The sequence below is a fragment of the Luteimonas arsenica genome, assembly GCF_004352825.1.
GTDB classification, from domain to species: Bacteria; Pseudomonadota; Gammaproteobacteria; order Xanthomonadales; family Xanthomonadaceae; genus Luteimonas; species Luteimonas arsenica.
This window is the reverse complement of record NZ_SJRW01000002.1, coordinates 192,229-212,032: the sequence shown is the minus strand read 5'-3', so window position 1 is coordinate 212,032 and position 19,804 is coordinate 192,229. Positions and strand designations below refer to the sequence as shown.

Annotated in this window: 18 protein-coding genes; 13 read left to right on the top strand and 5 right to left on the bottom strand. The window is 65.6% G+C overall.

Features of this window, described 5'->3' with window-relative positions; all coding sequences use genetic code 11:
• Nucleotides 1-233: 233 nt before the first annotated feature.
• From mads1 to E2170_RS08400, 5 genes are read left to right on the top strand one after another with little or no spacing between them, the layout of a single operon-like run.
• A complete protein-coding gene (gene mads1 / locus E2170_RS08420) occupies nucleotides 234-440 on the top strand; it encodes a methylation-associated defense system helix-turn-helix domain-containing protein MAD1 (protein WP_133000239.1) in 207 nt (68 codons plus the stop codon).
• Nucleotides 437-2,815, top strand: a complete 2,379-nt coding sequence (locus E2170_RS08415) for a type I restriction-modification system subunit M (RefSeq protein WP_133000238.1) — start codon at nucleotides 437-439, stop codon at nucleotides 2,813-2,815. Before mads1 ends, E2170_RS08415 begins: the two co-directional genes overlap by 4 nt.
• Entirely contained in the window at nucleotides 2,812-3,846 is a 1,035-nt protein-coding gene (locus tag E2170_RS08410) for a phosphoribosyltransferase-like anti-phage protein (RefSeq protein ID WP_133000237.1), read from the top strand. Before E2170_RS08415 ends, E2170_RS08410 begins: the two co-directional genes overlap by 4 nt.
• Nucleotides 3,846-5,933: an NADAR family anti-phage protein gene (locus tag E2170_RS08405; protein WP_243708124.1), complete on the top strand. Its 2,088-nt coding sequence runs from the start codon at nucleotides 3,846-3,848 to the stop codon at nucleotides 5,931-5,933. The genes E2170_RS08410 and E2170_RS08405 overlap by 1 nt, the downstream gene beginning before the upstream one ends.
• 58 nt (nucleotides 5,934-5,991) lie before the next feature.
• The gene (locus tag E2170_RS08400) at nucleotides 5,992-9,060 is read left to right on the top strand and encodes a type I restriction endonuclease subunit R (RefSeq protein WP_133000236.1); all 3,069 of its coding nucleotides are present in this window, start codon (nucleotides 5,992-5,994) and stop codon (nucleotides 9,058-9,060) included.
• A gap of 152 nt (nucleotides 9,061-9,212) precedes the next feature.
• On the opposite strand, the gene E2170_RS08395 is transcribed toward E2170_RS08400, so the two are convergent.
• Both E2170_RS08395 and E2170_RS08390 read right to left on the bottom strand, forming a co-directional pair.
• Nucleotides 9,213-9,806, bottom strand: a complete 594-nt coding sequence (locus E2170_RS08395) for a hypothetical protein (protein WP_133000235.1) — start codon at nucleotides 9,804-9,806, stop codon at nucleotides 9,213-9,215.
• Nucleotides 9,803-11,008, bottom strand: a complete 1,206-nt coding sequence (locus E2170_RS08390; RefSeq protein ID WP_207914954.1) for an XRE family transcriptional regulator — start codon at nucleotides 11,006-11,008, stop codon at nucleotides 9,803-9,805. Before E2170_RS08390 ends, E2170_RS08395 begins: the two co-directional genes overlap by 4 nt.
• A gap of 120 nt (nucleotides 11,009-11,128) precedes the next feature.
• Here E2170_RS08390 and xth point away from each other — a divergent pair, with 120 nt between their 5' ends.
• A complete protein-coding gene (gene xth / locus E2170_RS08385) occupies nucleotides 11,129-11,902 on the top strand; it encodes an exodeoxyribonuclease III (RefSeq protein ID WP_133000234.1) in 774 nt (257 codons plus the stop codon).
• Here the strand turns inward: xth and E2170_RS08380 are convergent.
• The 3 genes from E2170_RS08380 to E2170_RS08370 form a co-directional block, all read right to left on the bottom strand.
• Nucleotides 11,886-13,136, bottom strand: coding sequence for an MFS transporter (locus E2170_RS08380; protein ID WP_133000233.1), 1,251 nt, complete (start codon nucleotides 13,134-13,136; stop codon nucleotides 11,886-11,888). The two genes, xth and E2170_RS08380, sit on opposite strands and share 17 nt — an antisense overlap.
• 149 nt (nucleotides 13,137-13,285) lie before the next feature.
• Nucleotides 13,286-13,543: a GlsB/YeaQ/YmgE family stress response membrane protein gene (locus tag E2170_RS08375; RefSeq protein ID WP_133000232.1), complete on the bottom strand. Its 258-nt coding sequence runs from the start codon at nucleotides 13,541-13,543 to the stop codon at nucleotides 13,286-13,288.
• A gap of 95 nt (nucleotides 13,544-13,638) precedes the next feature.
• Complete coding sequence (locus tag E2170_RS08370; RefSeq protein ID WP_133000231.1) at nucleotides 13,639-15,018, bottom strand: AMP-binding protein; 1,380 nt, start codon at nucleotides 15,016-15,018, stop codon at nucleotides 13,639-13,641.
• 114 nt (nucleotides 15,019-15,132) lie between these two features.
• On the opposite strand from E2170_RS08370, the gene E2170_RS08365 reads away from it, so the two are divergent.
• From E2170_RS08365 to E2170_RS08335, 7 genes are all read left to right on the top strand, one after another.
• Nucleotides 15,133-15,753, top strand: coding sequence for a 4'-phosphopantetheinyl transferase family protein (locus E2170_RS08365; RefSeq protein ID WP_133000230.1), 621 nt, complete (start codon nucleotides 15,133-15,135; stop codon nucleotides 15,751-15,753).
• Between the two features lie 55 nt (nucleotides 15,754-15,808).
• Complete coding sequence (rsmG, locus tag E2170_RS08360; protein WP_425477872.1) at nucleotides 15,809-16,465, top strand: 16S rRNA (guanine(527)-N(7))-methyltransferase RsmG; 657 nt, start codon at nucleotides 15,809-15,811, stop codon at nucleotides 16,463-16,465.
• A 69-nt stretch (nucleotides 16,466-16,534) separates the two neighbouring features.
• Nucleotides 16,535-17,323 carry a ParA family protein gene (locus E2170_RS08355; RefSeq protein WP_133000228.1) on the top strand — a complete coding sequence of 263 codons (789 nt, stop codon included), beginning with the start codon at nucleotides 16,535-16,537 and terminating at the stop codon, nucleotides 17,321-17,323.
• Nucleotides 17,320-18,252 carry a ParB/RepB/Spo0J family partition protein gene (locus tag E2170_RS08350; protein WP_133000227.1) on the top strand — a complete coding sequence of 311 codons (933 nt, stop codon included), beginning with the start codon at nucleotides 17,320-17,322 and terminating at the stop codon, nucleotides 18,250-18,252. Before E2170_RS08355 ends, E2170_RS08350 begins: the two co-directional genes overlap by 4 nt.
• 303 nt (nucleotides 18,253-18,555) lie before the next feature.
• The gene (gene rpmB / locus E2170_RS08345) at nucleotides 18,556-18,792 is read left to right on the top strand and encodes a 50S ribosomal protein L28 (protein ID WP_133000226.1); all 237 of its coding nucleotides are present in this window, start codon (nucleotides 18,556-18,558) and stop codon (nucleotides 18,790-18,792) included.
• 10 nt (nucleotides 18,793-18,802) lie between these two features.
• A complete protein-coding gene (rpmG, locus tag E2170_RS08340) occupies nucleotides 18,803-18,967 on the top strand; it encodes a 50S ribosomal protein L33 (protein WP_133000225.1) in 165 nt (54 codons plus the stop codon).
• A gap of 213 nt (nucleotides 18,968-19,180) precedes the next feature.
• Nucleotides 19,181-19,801 carry a hypothetical protein gene (locus E2170_RS08335; RefSeq protein WP_133000224.1) on the top strand — a complete coding sequence of 207 codons (621 nt, stop codon included), beginning with the start codon at nucleotides 19,181-19,183 and terminating at the stop codon, nucleotides 19,799-19,801.
• Nucleotides 19,802-19,804: the final 3 nt, after the last annotated feature.

Below are 19,804 nucleotides of genomic sequence, written 5' to 3'. Positions count from 1 at the left end.
TTTAGCTCGACTCCGTCACGTACACGCGATGCGGGCCAGCTTGGCGATGGACAGGATTTGGTACAGCGGCAACGCCTCTCAAGCCGCCTCGTAGCCGGATGCCATAGCTCTCCATCCAAGCCGGTCAGGCATCACTGATGCTGCCAAGTTTGCCCAAGTCTGCCAGATCTCGAAGTCCTATGCCATGATTCGCCAGTAGACCAGCCGCACTGCAAGACGACGAGGTAAAGCAGATGAGTGACCCGCCGGACGAAATCCTCACGATTGACGAGGTGGCCGCCTACCTGAAGGCAGGCAAGCGCACGGTTTATCGGCTTGCGGCGGACAAGAAGATTCCTGCGTTCAAGCTCGGCGGCACTTGGCGGTTTCGCAAGGCCGATCTTGAGCAGTGGATTGCGCGAGAAACGACAGGCGACGGCAAGCCCAAGGGGGAGGCATGACGAAGCAGCAAGACCAGAGCCAGATCAAGTGGGTCGCCGACTTCATCTGGAACATCGCCGACGACCGCCTGCGCGATGTGTATGTGCGCGGCAAGTACCGCGACGTGATCCTGCCGTTCACCGTGCTGCGCCGTCTGGACGCCGTGCTGGAGCCGACCAAACAGGAAGTGCTGGAGCGCAAGAAGTTCCTCGACGCGCACAACGTGGCCGAGCAGGACGGTGCACTGCGCATGGCGGCGGGACAAGCTTTCTACAACGTCTCCGAGTTCACGCTGGCCAAGCTCAAGGCCAGCGCCGCCGGGCAGCGCCTGCGCGAGGACTTCATCGCCTACCTCAATGGCTTCTCGCCGAATGTGCAGGAAATCCTCACCAAGTTCAGTTTCCGCAACCAGATCCAGAAGCTGGTTGATGCCCACGTCCTTGGCTACCTGATCGAGGACTTCCTTGACCCCGAGGTCAACCTCTCGCCTCTGCCGGTCAAGGACGCCGACGGGCGAATCAAGCTGCCGCCGCTGGACAACCACGGCATGGGCACCGTGTTCGAAGAGCTAATACGCCGCTTCAACGAGGAGAACAACGAGGAAGCGGGCGAGCACTTCACGCCGCGCGACGTGGTCAAGCTCATGGGCAAGCTGCTGTTCCTGCCCGTGGCCGAGCGCATCCAGTCCGGCACCTACCTGCTCTACGACGGCTCCTGCGGCACCGGCGGCATGTTGACCGTGGCCGAGGAAACCTTGCAGGAACTGGCCGACGACCATGGCAAGGAAGTCTCCATCCATCTGTTCGGGCAAGAAATCAGCGACGAAACCTACGCCATTTGCAAGGCCGACCTGCTGCTCAAGGGCGAAGGCGGCTCGGCGGAGAACATCGTTGGCGGCGCGGACAAATCCACGCTGTCCGCCGACCAGTTCCGTTCGCGCGAGTTCGATTTCATGATCTCCAATCCGCCCTACGGCAAGAGTTGGAAGACCGATCTGGAGCGCATGGGCGGAAAGAAGGGCTTCAACGATCCGCGCTTTATCGTCAGCCACGGCGACAACCCGGAACTCAAGCTCATCACGCGCTCCAGCGACGGCCAGCTCATGTTCCTCGTGAACAAACTGTCCAAGATGAAGCACAACGCGCCTGCCGATGGCGTGGGCAGCCGCATCGCCCTCGTCCACAATGGCTCCGCGCTGTTCACCGGTGATGCCGGGCAAGGCGAAAGCAACATCCGCCGCTGGGTGCTGGAGAACGACTGGCTCGAAGCCATCATCGCGCTGCCGCTCAACATCTTTTACAACACCGGCATCGCCACCTACATCTGGGTGCTGGCCAACCGCAAGGCGGAACAACGGCGAGGTAAGGTCCAGTTGATCGACGCCAGCCAGTGGTTCCAGCCGCTGCGCCGCAACCTCGGCAAGAAGAACTGCGAACTGGCGGAGGCCGACATTCAGCGCATCCTCGACCTCTACTTGGGTGAGGCACAGGAAACGTCGCAGTCCAAATGGTTCGACACGCAGGACTTCGGCTACTGGAAGATCACCGTCGAGCGCCCGCTGCGCCTGAAAAGCCAGTTGAAGCCCGCCGCCATCGAAACCCTGCGCTTCGCCAGCGGCGACGACGCACTGCGTGCGGAAATCTACGCCCAGCACGGCGACAAACTCTACACCGACTTCGTCAAGTTGAAGCCCGAGATCGAAGCATGGCTCAAGGGCGACGGTGACAACGATGATGACGAAGCCGAGGACGGTGAAGACAGCGCTCCCGCGAGAAAGGCCGTGCCGGAGAAGCGCCGCAAGAAGCTGCTGGACGCCGCGACGTGGCAGCGTGACAAGGCGCTGATCGACTTGGCGTGGCTGGCGCATCAGGATTTGGGCGACGCTGTGTTCGAGGACCACAACGTCTTCCGCGAGCGGTTTGATATGGCGATGAAGGCACGCGGTCAGAAGCTCGGCGCTACGGACAAGAAGGCCATCTTCAAGGCCGTGAGCTGGCGCGACGAAACCGCGCCACCGGTAGTCGCCAAGCGGCAGAAGCTCAAGGCAAGCGACGACTTCGAGCCGGTCATCGACGGGCGCTACCTCGTGGGCGATGGCAAGAGCCGCGAAGTGATCTGGTATGAGTCGGACACTGACCTGCGCGACACCGAGCAAGTGCCGCTGAAGGAACCGGGTGGCATCGAGGCATTCTTCCGGCGCGAGGTGCTGCCGCACGCCAGCGATGCGTGGGTGGATGGCGATAAGACCCAGATCGGCTACGAGATTTCGTTTGCCCGCTACTTCTACAAGCCCGCGCCGCTACGGTCGCTGGAGGAAATTCGCGCCGACATCCTGAAGCTGGAGCAGCAGACCGAAGGCTTGCTGAACAAGATCGTGGGAGGCGCTCCCGCATGAGCCAGCGCGATGACCTACTGGCGTCCATCGCCAACACGATTCAGGATTACCGGGACGGCTCGCTCCCGCAGCCCATTCCCGCCCACGTCGAGCGCTGGGTACAGCAGTTCGACGCAGCCGTGCAGTTGCCCATCCTGCAAGAGGTCGACCACGTCCTGAAGAACATCTACTTCTCGAAGGAGAAAGTATCTCAGTTCATGCGTGGCGCGATCCGTACCCAGAAGCTCACCGGCGACAATGTGCAGCAGTTCTGGTGCAACGCTAACTTCCTCGACATTCAGGGCGGCGGCGACAGCCAGACCGACATGCTGGCCCTGTTCTCCGAGCAACTGACGGGCGAGTTCGGATTCGGCATCGACGGCTGCGGGCGCGGCGGCGATGTCTTCATCTATCTGGATGACGGCATTTTCACCGGTAACCGAGTGCGGCGCGACTTGGAAGGATGGGTTCGTGACCACGCGCCCGCTCAGGCCAAGGTGCATGTGATCTGCATCGCCCAGCACAGTGGCGGGCAGTACTACGCGAACACCAAGATTCAGGAAGTCATCAGAGCTTCGGGAAAGAGCGTCGACATCACTTGGTGGCACGCCATCGTGCTGGAGGACAGACGAGCCTACAGCGCGTCGTCGGACGTGCTGCGTCCAACGGTGATCCCGAACGATCCAGCGGTGCAAGCCTACGTGGCTGCTATGCAGTACCAGCCGACGCTCAGAGCCGCTGGTAACCCTGGCACTGCGGGTCTGTTCTCCAACGACACGGCCAAGATTCTGTTGGAGCAGGAGTTCCTGAAGGCCGGTGTCCACATCCGGCAGATTTGCCCCAACCTCGGCACCACGCAGCGACCGCTGGGCCACATGACGCTGGAAACGCTGGGCTTCGGCTCACTTATCGTCACCTACCGCAACTGCCCCAACAACGCCCCGCTGGCGTTCTGGGTAGATGCGCCATGGTATCCCCTGTTCCCGCGCACCACGAATACGCAGACAGCGGTGAGAAGGATGTTCGCCGATCTGACGGGAGACGATCTCTGATGGGTGGAAGAGATCAAACCCGTTCCTACAGCCGGAAGGAGAGCGTCGTTTTCCTCAAGACGGATGAGCCGTTTGGGGGACTCTCCAACATGGCCGGGGGTTACCCAATCCATGTAAGTGGGGTGCGGATACTGACTTCCGAGGCGCTGTATCAGGTCTGCCGCTTTCCGCATCTTCCCGATGTGCAGAAGATGATCGTCGGTCAGATCAGCCCGATAACGGCCAAGATGCGGAGCATGCCCTATCGCAAGGATTCGCGTCCTGATTGGGAGCAGGTGCGCGTTCGAATCATGCGCTGGAGTCTGCGTATGAAGCTGGCCAACAACTGGAACACCTTCAGCGCGCTGCTGTTAAGAACCGGCGAGCGGCCTATCGTCGAAGAGTCGCGCAAGGACGATTTCTGGGGAGCCAAGGTCGTAGACGACGGGGATACCCTAGTTGGCATGAACGTCTTGGGCCGGCTGCTGATGGAACTGCGCGAACAGGTCAAGCAGCAAGGGCGCGATGCGGCCCTCGATGTTGCGCCCCCTGACATTCCACAATTCCTGCTGTTCGGGCGTCCGATTGAAGTGACCTCGGAATCACCCCTACCGCAGGAAGCCGAGACTCGGGAGCAAGGATCCCTGTTCGGTGCGGATATTGCCGCCACCGTCGAGACCCCCGCTCCTCCGGCGGCGGCCCCGTCAGGCACGACGAAGTATGAAGCGTATCGCCCGGTTCGTTCCCGTTGGGTTCCGCGTGTGCCGGAGCATTGGTCGTTGCTTCGTGCCAAGAACTTTCTGCGAGAGATCGACGACCGCACAAAAACGGGCGACGAAACGCTGCTGTCCATGCGTATGCACCGTGGCTTGGTTCCGCACAACGATGTTTCGGTCAAGCGCATCGCACCGGAAGATCTCATCGGCTACAAGAAGGCGCAACCAGACGAACTGGTGTTGAACCGGATGCAGGCGGGCAACGCGATGTTCTTCCGCAATCGTCAGCCCGGCTTGGTCAGCCCGGACTACGCGGTGTTCCGCTTGCTACGCGACGACAACCCCGAGTACCTCGGCCACCTGTTCCGCTCGTGGCCGATGCGCGGATTATTCCGCTCCGAATCGAAGGGGCTTGGCACGGGCACATCGGGCTTCTTGCGGCTCTACTCGGATCGCTTTGCGGCGTTGGAGATTCCGCTGCCCCCGCGCCCCGAGCAAGACCAGATCGTCGCCTATCTGCGCGCGCAAGACGCGCACATCGCCCGCTTCATCAAGGCCAAGCGCGACCTAATCGCGCTGCTGACCGAGCAGAAGCTGCGCATCATCGACCACGCCGTCACGCGCGGTCTGGATACGTCCGTGCACCTCAAGCTTTCCGGTATCGAGTGGCTGGGCGAGGTGCCGGGGCATTGGGAAGCGAAGCCGCTCAAGCGTTGGGTGCGCCTCAACGCCAGCACGCTCGGCGAGAAGACCGCCCCGGATCTTGAGTTCCGTTATGTGGACATCGGCTCGGTGAAAACGGGCCGTTTGGCGAAGGAATTGGAGCGTATCCGCTTCGAAGCTGCGCCATCCCGCGCGCGCCGCGTCCTGCGCCGCGGCGACACCATCATCTCCACCGTGCGGACGTACTTGAAGGCCATCTGGTATGTGAACGAGGAAGCCGACGATCTGATTGCATCCACGGGCTTCGCGGTGCTCACGCCCGGCAACGGCGTAGAGCCGGAATACCTCGGCTACGTCATCCAGAGCAGCGCCTTCGTGAACCGGGTGACGGCCAACTCCATCGGCATCGCATACCCGGCCATCGCAGAATCCGTGCTTGGGCGTTTCCCCATTGCAATGCCGCCTACCGTGGCCGAACAGCAGGCCATCGTCGCGCACATCCAGTCTGAAAGCGCCCCGCTGGACACGGCCATCGAACAGGCAGTGGCCGAAATCAAGCTCATCCGCGAGTACCGCGACCGCCTGATCGCCGATGCCGTCACCGGGCAGGTGGACCTGCGCGGCTGGCGGCCCGGCCCGGATGACGTGGTCAGCGATGACGACCTAGCCGCGCTGAGTGAGGATGACGTGGGCAGCGCCGACGAGGAGAACCCCGATGGGGAGGATTGATCTCAGCGGAAAGTGCGGCGTCAAGGGCTTTTATGATGCGCGATGAGAGAGGCGACGCATGAAACCGACCGACACCAGCGAGAAGGAACTGGAACGGCTGATCGTGCGCCATCTGGCGGGCATCACCGAGCATCCGGCCGTTCCGGAGGATGCAGCCGGCGAAGATCGGGCGATCTATGCGGCCGGCGGCTACGTGCTGGGTCGCACCTCCGACTACAACCGCGACGTGGCGCTGGATGTGGCCAAGCTGCTGGAGTTCCTGCGAGCCACGCAGCCCAAGGTGGTGGAAACACTGAATCTCGCCGCTGACGGCATCCAGCGCACGCAGTTCCTGCACCGGCTGCAAGGCGAGATCGCCAAGCGTGGCGTGGTGGACGTGCTGCGCAAGGGTGTAAGCCATGGGCCGGTGTCGGTCGATCTCTACAAGCTGCTGCCAACGCCGGGCAACGCCGCTGCCGCCGAAGCCTTCGGCAAGAACATCTTCAGCGTCACCCGGCAGGTGCGCTACAGCAACGATTCGGGCAACGAACTTGACTTGGTGGTCTTCATCAACGGCCTGCCGGTGCTGACCTTCGAGCTGAAGAATTCGCTGACCAAGCAGACCGTCACGGACGCCGTCGTCCAGTACCAGACCACGCGCGATCCGAAGGAGTTGCTGTTTCAGTCGGGTCGCTGCATTGCGCACATGGTGGTCGATGACGCCGAGGTGCGCTTCTGCACTGAACTGAAGGGCAAGGCATCGTGGTTCCTGCCGTTCAATCAGGGCTGGAACAGTGGCGCGGGAAACCCGCCCAATCCGGATGGCCTGAAGACCGATTACCTGTGGAAGCAGGTGCTGATAAAGGACTCGCTCGCCAACATCATCGAGAACTACGCGCAGGTGGTGGAGGAAGAGGAGGAGGATTCAAACGGTAGGAAGAAGAAGCGGCGTAAGCCGATATTCCCGCGCTTCCACCAGTTGCGCACGGTGCGCGCCCTGTTGCGTCGAAGCCGTGAAGATGGGGTTGGCAAGCGTTATCTGATCCAGCACTCGGCGGGCAGCGGAAAGAGCAACTCCATCGCGTGGTTGGCGCACCAGTTGGTAGAATTGAAGACGGAGGCGGACGAGACGCAGGCGCTATTTGATTCGGTCATCGTCATAACTGACCGGCGCGCGCTCGACACTCAGATCCACAAGACCATCAAGGGCTACGACCATGTGGCCTCGATCCTCGGCCATTCGGACAACGCTCAAGAGCTACGCGACTTCCTGCGCCGGGGCAAGAAGATCATCGTCACCACGGTGCAGAAGTTCCCCTTCATCCTCGACGAGCTGGGCGACCTTGGCGACCGCAAGTTCGCGCTGCTCATCGACGAGGCGCATTCCAGTCAGGGCGGCAAGACCACGGCCAAGATGCATCAGGCCCTCGGCGGCAAGACGGACGAGGAAGACTTCGAAGAAGATTCCACGCAAGATGCGGTGAATGCCGAGATCGAAAAGCGCATTGCGTTACGCAAGCTGCTGCCCAATGTCAGCTACTACGCCTTCACCGCGACTCCGAAGGCAAAGACGCTGGAATTGTTCGGCGAACGGGTGGCGGTGGGTGACAAGGTGCAGTTCCGCTCGCCGGAGGAACTGACCTACACCACCAAGCAGGCGATACAGGAGGGTTTCATCCGCGATGTGATCGCCAACTACACGCCGGTGGATAGCTTCTACCATGTCGCCAAGACCATCGAGGATGATCCACAGGTAGACAAGCTCAAGGCACTGAAGAAAATTCGCCGGTACGTCGAGTCGCACGACAAGGCCATTCGCCGCAAGGCTGAGATCATGGTCGATCACTTCACCGCGCAGGTGATCGGCGCGAAGAAGGTCGGCGGCAAGGCGCGGGCGATGGTCGTCTGCAACGGCATCGCCCGAGCCATCGACTACTTCCGTGAGGTGTCGGACTACCTCGCGGAGATCAAAAGCCCATACAAGGCCATTGTTGCGTATTCGGGCGACTTCGAGGTCGGCGGGTCGAAGAAGACCGAGGCTGACCTCAACGGCTTTCCGAGCAAGGACATTCCGGACAAGCTGAAGAATGACCCGTATCGCTTCCTCATCGTTGCCAACAAGTTCGTCACCGGCTTTGACGAACCGCTGCTGCATACGATGTACGTGGATAAGCCGCTGGCGGGCGTTATGGCTGTGCAGACGCTGTCGCGCCTCAATCGCGCACACCCGGAGAAGAAGGACACCTTCGTGCTCGACTTCGCCGACAATGCCGAGGCCGTAAAAGCGGCATTTCAGGAGTATTACCGCGCCACGATTCAGGACGGCGAAACCGACGCGAACAAGCTGCACGACCTCAAGGGCGAGCTGGATGCGCAGCAGGTTTACAGCGCGCAGCAGGTGGACCAATTGGTGGCGCTGTATCTGTCCGGTGCCGACCGGGACAAGCTTGATCCCATTCTCGATATCTGCGTGGCCGAGTACGTCAGCAAGCTCGGCGAGGACGATCAGGTCAAGTTCAAGGGTACGGCGAAGGCGTTCGTGCGCAGCTACGCCTTCCTCTCGGCGATCCTGCCTTACGGGCATCCGGGGTGGGAGAAGCTGTCGATCTTCCTGAACTTCCTGATTCCGAAGCTGCCAGCCCCGAAGGAAGAAGACCTCTCCAAGGGCGTGCTGGAGGCTATCGACATGGACAGCTATCGGGCGCAGGCGCTCGCATCCATGAAGATGGCGCTGGACGACGCGGATGCTGTCGTCGAGCCTCCTCCTCCCGGCGGCGGCGGAGGGGGCGGTGAACCGGACTTGGACAGGCTCTCGAACGTCATCAGGCAGTTCAACGACCTGTTCGGCAACATCGAATGGCACGACGCTGACAAGATCAAGAAGGTCATTGCCGAGGAAATCCCCACGCGCGTGGCGCGGGACAAGGCGTATCAGAACGCACAGGCCAACTCCGGCAAGCAGAACGCGCGGCTGGAGCACGACAAGGCGCTCAACCGCGTTGTGCTGGAGTTGCTGGACGACCATACCGAACTGTTCAAGCAGTTCAGCGACAACCCGAACTTCAAACGCTGGCTGGCTGACATGGTGTTCGACTCGACCTATCGCCCCGGCACGAAACCGCCAGAGTCACCCCAACCGGGAGCGTGAGGCCACTTATTCGAGGTGCCCGGCGTCATCGCGGTGTTGGACACTGATGACTTGAAGGCACAGGTGACAAATCTCGCTGCACCGCCGGACAGCCCATCCCAATCTGGTTCGATGTCGTGCTGCATCGAGCCGCCGTGCGGATAGACCAGTTCCTACTTCTTGGCGGTGCTAAAAATCTTGGGGAACTTGGTGTATCGCGCTGCCCGCCAACTCGCAGGGAGGTCGCCATTGGCCTCCAAGGCGTCGAAAATTTCCTTGACCAACACCGAATCAACGGCCTTTGCATTGAGCAACGCTTTCAACAGTTCGTAGCCGTGCCAGACGCGGATGTCGAACTCACCCGCCAGCTTGTGCATGCTCAGGTCATCGGTGGTGACAAGGCATCCCCTCACGAAACCATGGGCCAGCACACGGCAGTCCACCGGACTGGGAGGTGAGCCTCCGCCGGCCATGAATCGCATTGGGTCCGCCAAGACAGAAGCCCGCAGCACGCTTGCTGCGGCATCGATACTGGTCTTCTGCTCCTGTGTCAGCCGAACCCGAGCGGCAAGCCGCTCATCGGCCAATACCTGCTCATCAAACCACGGGAACTTGAACCGGAGGTTCGGATTGCGATGGACCTCTTCTTCCACATCTTTCAGAACGGTGAGGACGTACTCTTTCGTTCCGAATGCCACACCCAGCATCGGCCTGACCCGCTTGGCCAGACGCAAGTAGGCATTGGTATCGAGCAGGACGAGCGTCAACCAGCCAACGCTCTATGGAGGGACACGGAGTCCTTCAGGGGAGCATCCAGAATCTGCTGGATGTAGCCGGCCCCGACTTCGCGCTCCTTGACCAACCTTTCCAGTGCAGTAAAGAAGTCCGACTGGAAAACCGAGCTGGCAATGGAAATGTAGTTCTTTGCCTCGGGAGGTGCCGGGTCAAAGAGCGCATCGCTGACAGTAGGGCCTGCGGTGCTGTTCCGAACCTGATGGATGGTCTTGTCTTCCATTGGCAGGAGCGGAAGGCCGGCCTGCTTCGCAAAGCGCTTAACTTGCTGATGCACCGTGTACAAAGACACTTGGTGATGATCGGCGTACCCAGCTAGCACGCCGATGAGCGCACTCTTTGGCTGGCTGCAAGCTTCGCGATAGGCGCTCTCCGCGCACTCATGCGGGAACAGCAATGCGCCGGCGAACGCATCCGCGAAGTCTTCACCTTCCTCCGTTCCGGCAAGCTCCGGCGTATAAACATGCGCCAGTTCGTGAGCCATCCAGAACTTAAAGTCCTCCAACCTGACGTCTAGGTTGAGGAAGATGAAGGTCACATCCTCTTCCGGCAGGCGGATGTGAAGGGCATTCTCATGATTGCCCTTCTTCCCCCAGAGCACGGGGACCAAGATGGCAGCGTTCTTCTTGAACTGGCCAATGAGGTGGTTGTAGGACAGAACCGCATGCTGCCCGATGCCCAACTCTGACCGAGTCTGCTCAACCGCTTTGCGCAGCTGGCCGTATTCACAACTCGGAGAAGTAATCAGGGTCCGAAGTTGCCTTGTCTCAGGAAGAACGGGCACCAGCGGCTTCAGCAACTGCCCTATGCCACGGGCTTTGCTGATGTGATGGTCAGTGGTCTTTGCTCCGGCCTTCTTGCGGAAGGCGATGATTGGCTCGGAGGATGCTCCGGAGTCAACCAGCTTCTCGAATCCGAGGCCCAACGTCACTGCAAGCTTCAGCAACGCGCTCGGTCGGGGAAAATCCCGCCCCTTGAGCCAGTTGGTAACGGTCTGGGCGCTCACGCCCACTTGCTCAGCCAAGTGGGCCTGAGTCCAGCCCCTCTCCTGCATCTTCCCCGTTACTGCATCGATGCGAAGGGTCTTTGTCATCTGAAGATCATGCCGGAGGCCATCCTCGAAATCAAGTTCTATCAACTTTTGAGGTAAGCCCGCTCTCTCTTCGTTCAGGCTCACTGCTATGCTCAAAGGCGTGGCCCAGTACTCTAAATTTGGGTAGCCAGACGGGTAGCTGGGCCAAGTTTTCCGCGGCGATTTTCAGCTATCTAACTGATACGAAAAGAGATTTCTTGACCCGTGAAAATCGCCAGCTGGAACGTCAACTCCCTCAACGTCCGCCTGCCGCACCTGCAGCAGTGGCTCGCCGCCTTCGCGCCCGACATCGTCGGCCTGCAGGAGACCAAGCTCGACGACGCCCGCTTCCCCGACGACGCGCTCGCCGCGCTCGGCTACCGCAGCGTCTTCCTCGGCCAGAAGACCTACAACGGCGTCGCCATCCTCGCCCGCGACCGTGCGATCGGCGAGGTGCAATACGGCATCCCCGGCTTCGAGGACGAGCAGAAGCGCGCGCTTGCCGCTACCGTCGACGGCGTGCGCATCGTCAACCTCTATGTCGTCAACGGCCAGGACATCGGCACCGACAAGTACGCCTACAAGCTGCGCTGGCTGGCCGCGGTGCGCGACTGGCTGGCCGATGAGCTGCAGCGGCATCCGAAGCTGGTGGTGATGGGCGATTTCAACATCGCCCCCGACGCGCGCGACGTGCACGACCCCTCGGTCTGGAACGAAGGCCACATCCTCACCTCCACCGCCGAACGCGCCGCGCTCACCGCCCTGCTCGACCTCGGCCTGCACGACGCCTTCCGCCTGCACAGCGACGAGGCCGGGATCTTCAGCTGGTGGGACTACCGCCAGGCCGCGTTCCGCCGCGACCTCGGCCTGCGCATCGACCTGACCCTGGTCTCCGAGGCGCTGCGCCCCGCCGCCGTCGCCTCGGGCATCGACCGCGAGCCGCGCACCTGGGAGCGGCCCAGCGACCACGCGCCTGCCTGGGTCACGCTGGCGGACTGAGCCCGCACCGCGCCGCCCGCCGCGCCGGCTCCGCTGCGCGCCGCGCCAGCAGGTACACCAGCAAGCCGGCGACCGCGGTCGCCGCGCCCACGTATCCGGTGCTGGTCCAGCCCCAGCCGGCGGTGATCGCCATGCCGCCCAGCCACGGGCCGAGCGCGTTGGCGGTGTTGAAGGCCGAGTGGTTGGAGGCGGCCGCCAGCGTCTGCGCGTCGCCGGCCACGTCCATCAGGTGCGACTGCAGCACCGGGGCCAGGGCACCCATGGTGCCGACCAGCGTGATCGCCGGCAGCACCGTCCACGGCGACTGCGCCGCCAGCGGGTACGCCAGCAGCACCGCCGTCGACCACAGCAGCATCCGCGCCGCCGCGCCGAAGCCGTAGCGGTCGAACAACCAGCCGCCGGCCAGCGAGCCGGCGATGCTGCCGGCGCCGAACGCGGCCAGCGCCAGCGGCACGAAGCCCTCACCCGTGCCGGTGACGTGGACCAGGGTCGGCGGCAGGTAGGCGAACACGCTGAACATGCCGGCGAAGCCGATGGCCCCGGTGCCCAGCGCCAGCCACACCGGCGCGCGGTTGAAGTCGCGCAGTTCGCGCAGCGCGTCGGTGCGCGGCGCACCCAGGCCGGCCGGCAGCACCCGCGCGGTCATCGCCATCGTCGCCAGCGCGATCAGCGACACCAGCGCGAAGGCGTAGCGCCAGCTGAAGGCCTGCCCCATCCAGGTCGCCAGCGGGTTGCCGACCAGCAGCGCCACCGACAGTCCCAGCATCACCCGCCCCACGGCCCAGCCACGCTTCTCCGGCGGGCTGACGTGCGCGGCCACCAGCGCGGCGATGCCGAAGTAGGCACCGTGCGGCAGGCCAGCGACGAAGCGCGCCAGCAGCAGCGTCGCATAGCCCGGCGCCAGCGCGCTGAGCAGGTTGCCGACCGCGTAGAACGCCATGAACCCGAGCAACAGCGTGCGACGGCGGCGTTTCGCGCCAAGGATCGCCAGCACCGGCGCGCCGACCACCACGCCCAGCGCATAGGCGCTGATCGCATGGCCGACCAGGGGCTCGGTCACGTCGAGATTGCGGGCGATCTCGCTGATCAGGCCCATCGCCACGAACTCGCTGGTGCCGATGGCGAAGCCGCCCATCGCCAGCGCGAACAGGATCAGAGCAACCTGGCGCGGCGCCAGCAGCGGCGCGGCCGCGGCGGAAGCGGCGTCCGCGCGGAGGGAGGAAGAAGAGGTCATGCGATGCATCATGCTGCGGCGCAGCAAGGCTGTCGATATGCGGGTGCGAACGGAGCGTGCCGCGGGCGGTCACGCCCACGCGACCCGGCGCCCGAACGAAGAAGGCCCGGCATGGCCGGGCCTTCGATCACTGCGATCGCGGGGGTGCGTCAGCGCACGCTGCCGCGCCGGAACAGGTTGATGATCGCCAGCAGCACGATCGCGCCGATCAGCGCCGTGATCAGGAAGCCGAGCCAGCCACCGCCCAGGCCAAGGCCGAGCAGGGGCAGCAACCAGCCGCCCAGGAAGCCGCCGATGATGCCGACGATGATGTTCAGCAGGATGCCCTGCTGGCCATCGGTACGCATGATCATGCTGGCCAGCCAGCCAGCGATACCGCCGACGATCAGATAGATGATGAAGTTCATGGTTCCTCCCTATGAGTCTTGCCATCGCCGGAACGGCGCGAGCGCAAGTCTGGGGGGCGGGCCGTGACGGTCATGTAGGCAAACCGCGGCCATGGTCACACTGCCGAGAGCAGTTCCAGCAGCGCCCGGCGCGGCAGCTTGCCGGTCTCGTTGCGCGGCAGCGCCTCGACCAGGCGCAGCGGTCGGGGCAGGAACACCGGGTCGATGGCGCGGCGCAGGACGTCCCGGACCGTGGCCTCGTCCAGGCCTGGCGCCACCACCACCGCGGCCAGCCGGCGGACGCCTGCGGCGTCGGGGTCGAGCTGGACCAGGGCCGCATCGCGCACGCCCGGGATCGACAGCAGGCGATGGGCGAGGTCGCCCAGGGAGGCGCGCTTGCCGGCGATCTCCAGCATGTCGGTCTGGCGCCCGCGGAGGCGGAAGCATCCGCCGGGCAGCAGTTCGACGATGTCGGCCAGGGCCACCGGCCCGCCCAGATGGGCGGCACGCACCAGGGTGCCGTCGGGCTGGGGCTGCAGCTCGACGCCCGGCAGCAGGGTCCAGGCCTCGTCGACCGCGGTGCGGCGGCGGGCGAGGATGCAGGTTTCGGTGGAGCCGAACAGTTCGCGCACCTCGCAGCCGAAGGCGGCCTCGGCCTGGGCCGCCAGCGCCTGCGGCAGCGGCGCGGTGGAGGCGACGATGCCGGCCAGGGGCGGCAGCGACACGCCCGACTCGACCAGGGCGCGCAGGTGCACAGGCGTGGTCACCAGCAGCGGCGGCAGCGGCGCGGCCGCCAGCGCGGCGGCGATGTCCTCGGGGAAGAACGGCTTGGCCTGGTGCACGGCCACGCCACCCACCATCGGCAGCAGCACCGACATCTCCATGCCATACATATGCTGCGGCGGCACCGTGGCCACCACGTGGGCGGTGCCGTCCGCCGGCAGCAGCCCCACCAGCGCGGCCATGTTCTGCGCGGTGCTGGTGGCGAAGCTGCCCCAGGTCTTGGGGTTGGCCTTGGGCACGCCGGTGCTGCCCGAGGTGTAGCCGATGGCGACGGTGGCATCGTCGGCCACCTGCAACATCCCGCCGTCGGCACGCGGCAGGACCGCAGGCAGGCGCAGGTAGTGCGGCAGCGGCGACAGCGCCTCGCAGCCGCAGGCGTCGGCATCGCCCATGCAGTAGCTGTCGGGATGGTGGGCGCGAACCTCGTCGATCGCCGCGCGCGTGCGCGAGGGCGGCAGCAGGGTGACCTGGCCGCGCACCGCGGCGGCGGCGAAGGCGACCAGGAAGCGGTAGCGGTCCTCGCACAGGTTCACCGCGAAGGGGCGGTCGGGCAGCAGTGCGGCAATGCCGCGGACCTCGGCGAGGAAATCGGCCAGCGCGACGCCCTGGACGTCGCCAAAGGCAATGGGCCTGTCCCCGGCTCCGATGGCCAGCGGCGACGCGGGGCCGTCGGTGGCGTCCTGCCGCCCATGGATGGTGATGACTGCCGACATGCGCTCGATTCTCCCAGACGCGCGTGCGCCCCCCGTGACTCCCACCGGAATCCCCGCCGGCGGAAGCGGTACTTTACGCTGGCAGGCCGCCCGCTCCAAAGGATCCCGCCGCCGATGCCGCCCGCCCTCGCCGCCGGCCAGCTCCAGCTCGGACCCGTCCGCTGCGCCTGGCGGCCCTACGGCCCGGGCCGGCCGGCGGAACCGCTGGCCCGCGAATGGCTGGCCGGCGAACTGGGCACGGCCGCGGAGGCCCTGCCGATCCAGCGCACGGCGCAGGGCCGGCCCCTGCTCGGCCCGCCGTTCGCGGACTGGGACGCCAGCTGGAGCCACAGCGGCCAGGGCCTGCTGATGGCGCTGGCCCGGAATCTGCGCGTGGGCATCGACCTGGAGCTGAGGCGGCCGCGGCCCAAGGCCCAGGTGCTGGCCAACCGCTTTTTCGCGCCGACCGAGGCCAGGGCCCTGGCAGCCATGCCCGACGCCCTGCGCGAGGCGGCCTTCGTGCGCCTGTGGTGCGCCAAGGAAGCGGTGCTGAAGGCGCATGGCCAGGGCATTTCCTTCGGCCTGCACCGCCTGGCCTTCGCGCTGGAGGGCGAGGACTGGCATCTGGTCGACTGCGATCCCGCCCTGGGCGCGCCCGCCGACTGGTCGCTGCGAACCTTCCGGCCGGCGCCCGACTACCTGGCCACGGTCGCCTGGCGCGCGCGATGGGCCGCGGCCGTGCCGGAACAGCCTTGACCGCGGGTTCCGGCGGCCCGCCCCACCGCCGCGGCTACCGCGGCCACGGCCGCCCCTGCAGAATGTCGGGATGCATACCGATCCGCACGCCGCGCTCGACGCCGGCCTTGCCACGCTGGGCCTGGACCCGGCGCCGGCCGCGCCGCTGCGCGCCTACCTCGACCTGCTCGCGCGCTGGAACCGCACCTACAACCTGACCGCGATCCGCGACCCGGGCGAAATGGTCACCCTGCATCTGCTCGATTCGCTGTCGATGCACGCCCACGTGCGCGGCATCGCCACGCTGGCCGACCTCGGCACCGGCGCCGGCCTGCCGGGCATCCCGCTGGCGATCACCCTGCCCGCGCTGCAGGTCACGCTGGTGGAATCCAACGGCAAGAAGGCGCGCTTCCTGCGCGAGGCCGTGCGCAGCCTGGGCCTGGGCAATGCGCGCGTGCTGGAATCGCGCGCCGAGGCGGTGGACCAGCCCGGCGCCTTCGAAGCGATTACCGCCCGCGCCATGGCCACCCTGGGCGACATCCTGGCCGTCGGCGGCCACCTGCTGGCCCCCGGCGGCCGGCTGCTGGCGATGAAGGGCGCGCGGCCCGATGCCGAGATCGCGGCGCTGCCCGCCGGCTGGCAGGTCGAAGCGGTGCATCCGCTGGCCGTGCCGGGGCTCGACGCCGAGCGTCATCTGGTGACGGTGGGCCGCGCGGCGCCCGGCGGGGCATAATCACCGATCCGGCCTGCTCTCCAGGGCCGGGACATCCGCGACATCCCCGCATCAGAGGCAGCCGAGCCCATGGCCCGCATCATCGCCATCGCCAACCAGAAAGGCGGCGTCGGAAAAACGACGACGGCGGTGAACCTCGCCTCGGCGCTGGCGCAGACGCCCAGGCGCGTGCTGCTGGTCGACCTCGACGCGCAGGGCAACGCCACCATGGGCAGCGGCGTGGACAAGCGCGAACTCACGGCATCGACCTGCGACGTGCTGCTCGAGGAAATGCACGCCGCCGACGCGGTGGTGCCCACGCCGGAAGGCTTCGACCTGATGCCCGGCAACACCGACCTCACCGCGGCCGAGATCGAGCTGATGGACGAGGACGGCCGCGAGCAGCGCCTCAAGCGCGCGCTCGACACCCTGCGCGAGCGCTACGACTACATCATCATCGACTGCCCGCCGGCGCTGTCGCTGCTCACGCTCAACGCGCTCACCGCCGCCGACAGCGTGCTGGTGCCGATGCAGTGCGAGTACTACGCGCTGGAGGGCCTGACGTCCCTGCTGCAGACGATCGAGGCGCTGAAGCAGAAGCTCAACCCGGCGCTGGAGATCGAGGGCGTGCTGCGCACCATGTTCGACGTGCGCAACAACCTGGCCAACGCGGTCTCGGCCGAACTGGTCGAGCATTTCGGCGACAAGGTCTTCCGCACCATCGTGCCGCGCAACGTGCGCCTGGCCGAAGCGCCCAGCCACGGCCAGAGCATCGTCGGCTACGACAAGGCCTCGCGCGGCGCGATCGCCTACCTCGGCCTGGCCGGGGAGCTGATGCGCCGCCAGCGCGAACGCGAACAGAAGGAGAAAGCGGCATGACCGCTGCCAAGAAGGCACCGCCGGCGAAGGCCGCGGCCAAGAAGCGCGGCCTGGGCCGCGGACTGGAAGCCCTGCTCGGCCCCAAGGCCGCCGAGGAGGCCCCGGCGCTGGAAGCGCGCCCCGGCGACGCCCTGCGCACCCTGCCCGTGGACGCGCTGGCGCCGGGCAAGTACCAGCCGCGCCGGCACATGGACCCGGCCAAACTGACCGAGCTGTCGGAGTCGATCCGCGCCCAGGGCGTGATCCAGCCGATCGTGGTCCGCCAGCTGCCCGACCGCACCTTCGAGATCATCGCCGGCGAACGCCGCTGGCGCGCCTCGCGCGAGGCCGGCCTGGCCGAAGTGCCGGTGGTGGTGCGCGAGGTCGACGACCGCACGGTCGTCGCCATGGCGCTGATCGAGAACATCCAGCGCGAGGACCTGAACCCGCTGGAAGAGGCCCAGGCCCTGCAGCGCCTGATCGACGAATTCGACCTGACCCACGCCGCGGCCGCCGAGGCCGTGGGCCGCTCGCGCGCGGCGGTGTCGAACCTGCTGCGCCTGCTGGAGCTGCCGCCGGCGATCCGCGCCCTGGTGGAAGCGCGGCGGCTGGAGATGGGCCACGCCCGCGCCCTGCTGACGCTGTCGCCGGAACTGGCCAGCAAGCTCGCATCGGATGCCGCCGAGCACGGCTGGTCGGTGCGCGAGGTCGAACACCGCGCCCAGCAGTTCGCCGCCGGCCGGCTGCCGGCCACGGCCAAGAAGAAGGGCAACGGCGGCAAGTCCCGCCCGCAGGCCGACATCGTGGCCCTGGAGAACGAGCTGTCCGAGGCCCTCGCGACGAAGGTCAGCATCGCCCACGGCCGTGGGAACAAGGGGAAGCTGGTGATCCATTACAGCGACCTGGACGCGCTGGACGGCGTGCTGGAGCGGCTGCGGGGGCAGCGCTGACCAGCTGGGACCCACAGTGGGAGCGGCTATAGCCGCTCCCACTCGCAAGGCAAGACCAAGCCAAAGGCCAGACCAGACCGCACCGGACCAAGCCTGGCCTTGCCGGCCAGGCCCTGAACCCGCATAATGCCCGGCTCCCTGCGTCCGGCCGCCCACAAGGCGACCCTCGCGGCCCCGGAATGCGATCCGGCGCCTCGCGGCAGTGACCACCGACCCGCATCGCATGGCATGCCCCGAAAGGGCCTTGCCGGGGCCGCCGTCCCCCAGGCCATGGGGAACACCCCATCACCATCGAGGTGCGTTATGTCCCGAGTTTGCCAGGTCACCGGCAAGCGCGTGCAGACCGGCAACAACGTCTCGCACGCCAACAACAAGACCCGCCGCCGTTTCCTCCCGAACCTGCACGAGCGCCGGTTCTGGGTCGCCAGCGAGAACCGCTGGGTGAAGCTGCGCGTTTCCACGGCTGCCATGCGCACCATCGACAAGAACGGCATCGACGTCGTCCTCGCCGAGCTGCGCGCCCGCGGCGAAAAGGTCTGAGGAGAACACCATGGCTAGCAAGCGCGACAAGATCCGTCTGATCTCCTCGGCCAACACCGGCCACTTCTACACCACCGACAAGAACAAGAAGAACACCCCCGGCAAGATGGAGATCAAGAAGTACGATCCCGTCGTCCGGAAGCACGTGGTCTACAAGGAAGGCAAGATCAAGTAAGACCTGCCCGACCGATGTTCCGCGAAAGCCCGCCGCAAGGCGGGCTTTTTCGTGGGCGAACAGAGGCCACGGACCCCACCGCGCGTACGCCTCCCGTCACATCCGCGGCATGGGATGCGTCTGGTCACTGAACGGATGGCAACCGGGACTGGCATCATGTCCAGCCCCGGGGGCAGGCCCAGGCCAGGCGGAGCCGGCCGATCAGGAGGCGGGATGGAAGCGTTCCTCACCACATCGCTGGATTTCCCGACGCTCGTCTACAGCGTGCTGCTGGGCGTGTGCGTGGTGTACTGGCTGCTCGCGGCCACCGGCCTGGTCGAGATCGACGGCCTGGACCTGGACCTCGACGCCGAACCCGACGGCATCGCCGGCATCCTCGGCCGCCTGGGGCTCAACGGCGTGCCGCTGATGCTGGTGCTGACCCTGGTGGTCTTCTTCGCCTGGGTCGCGACCTACTTCGTCCACCTGCTGGTGCTGGCGCACGTGCCCGGGCCGCTGCGCTGGCTGCTGGGTGCCGGCGTCGCCCTGCTCGCGCTGCCGCCGGCGATCCTGGCCACCGCCGCCGCGCTGCGGCCGCTGCGGCGCCGCCTGCTCCTGCTGCGCCCGCCGACCGGGGTTTCGCTGCTCGGGCGCGTGGCCGTGGTCCGTACCCCGGACATCGACGAGTCGCACGGCATGGCCGACCTCGACGACGGCGGCGCCGGCCTGGTGCTCCAGGTCCGCGGCGACCCGGCGGCCGGCATGAAGCGCGGCGACCGCGTGGTGCTGGTCGCCCACGCCCTGGACAGCAACACCTGGAACGTCGTGCCCGAGCGCGACTACGAACACCTCTGACAC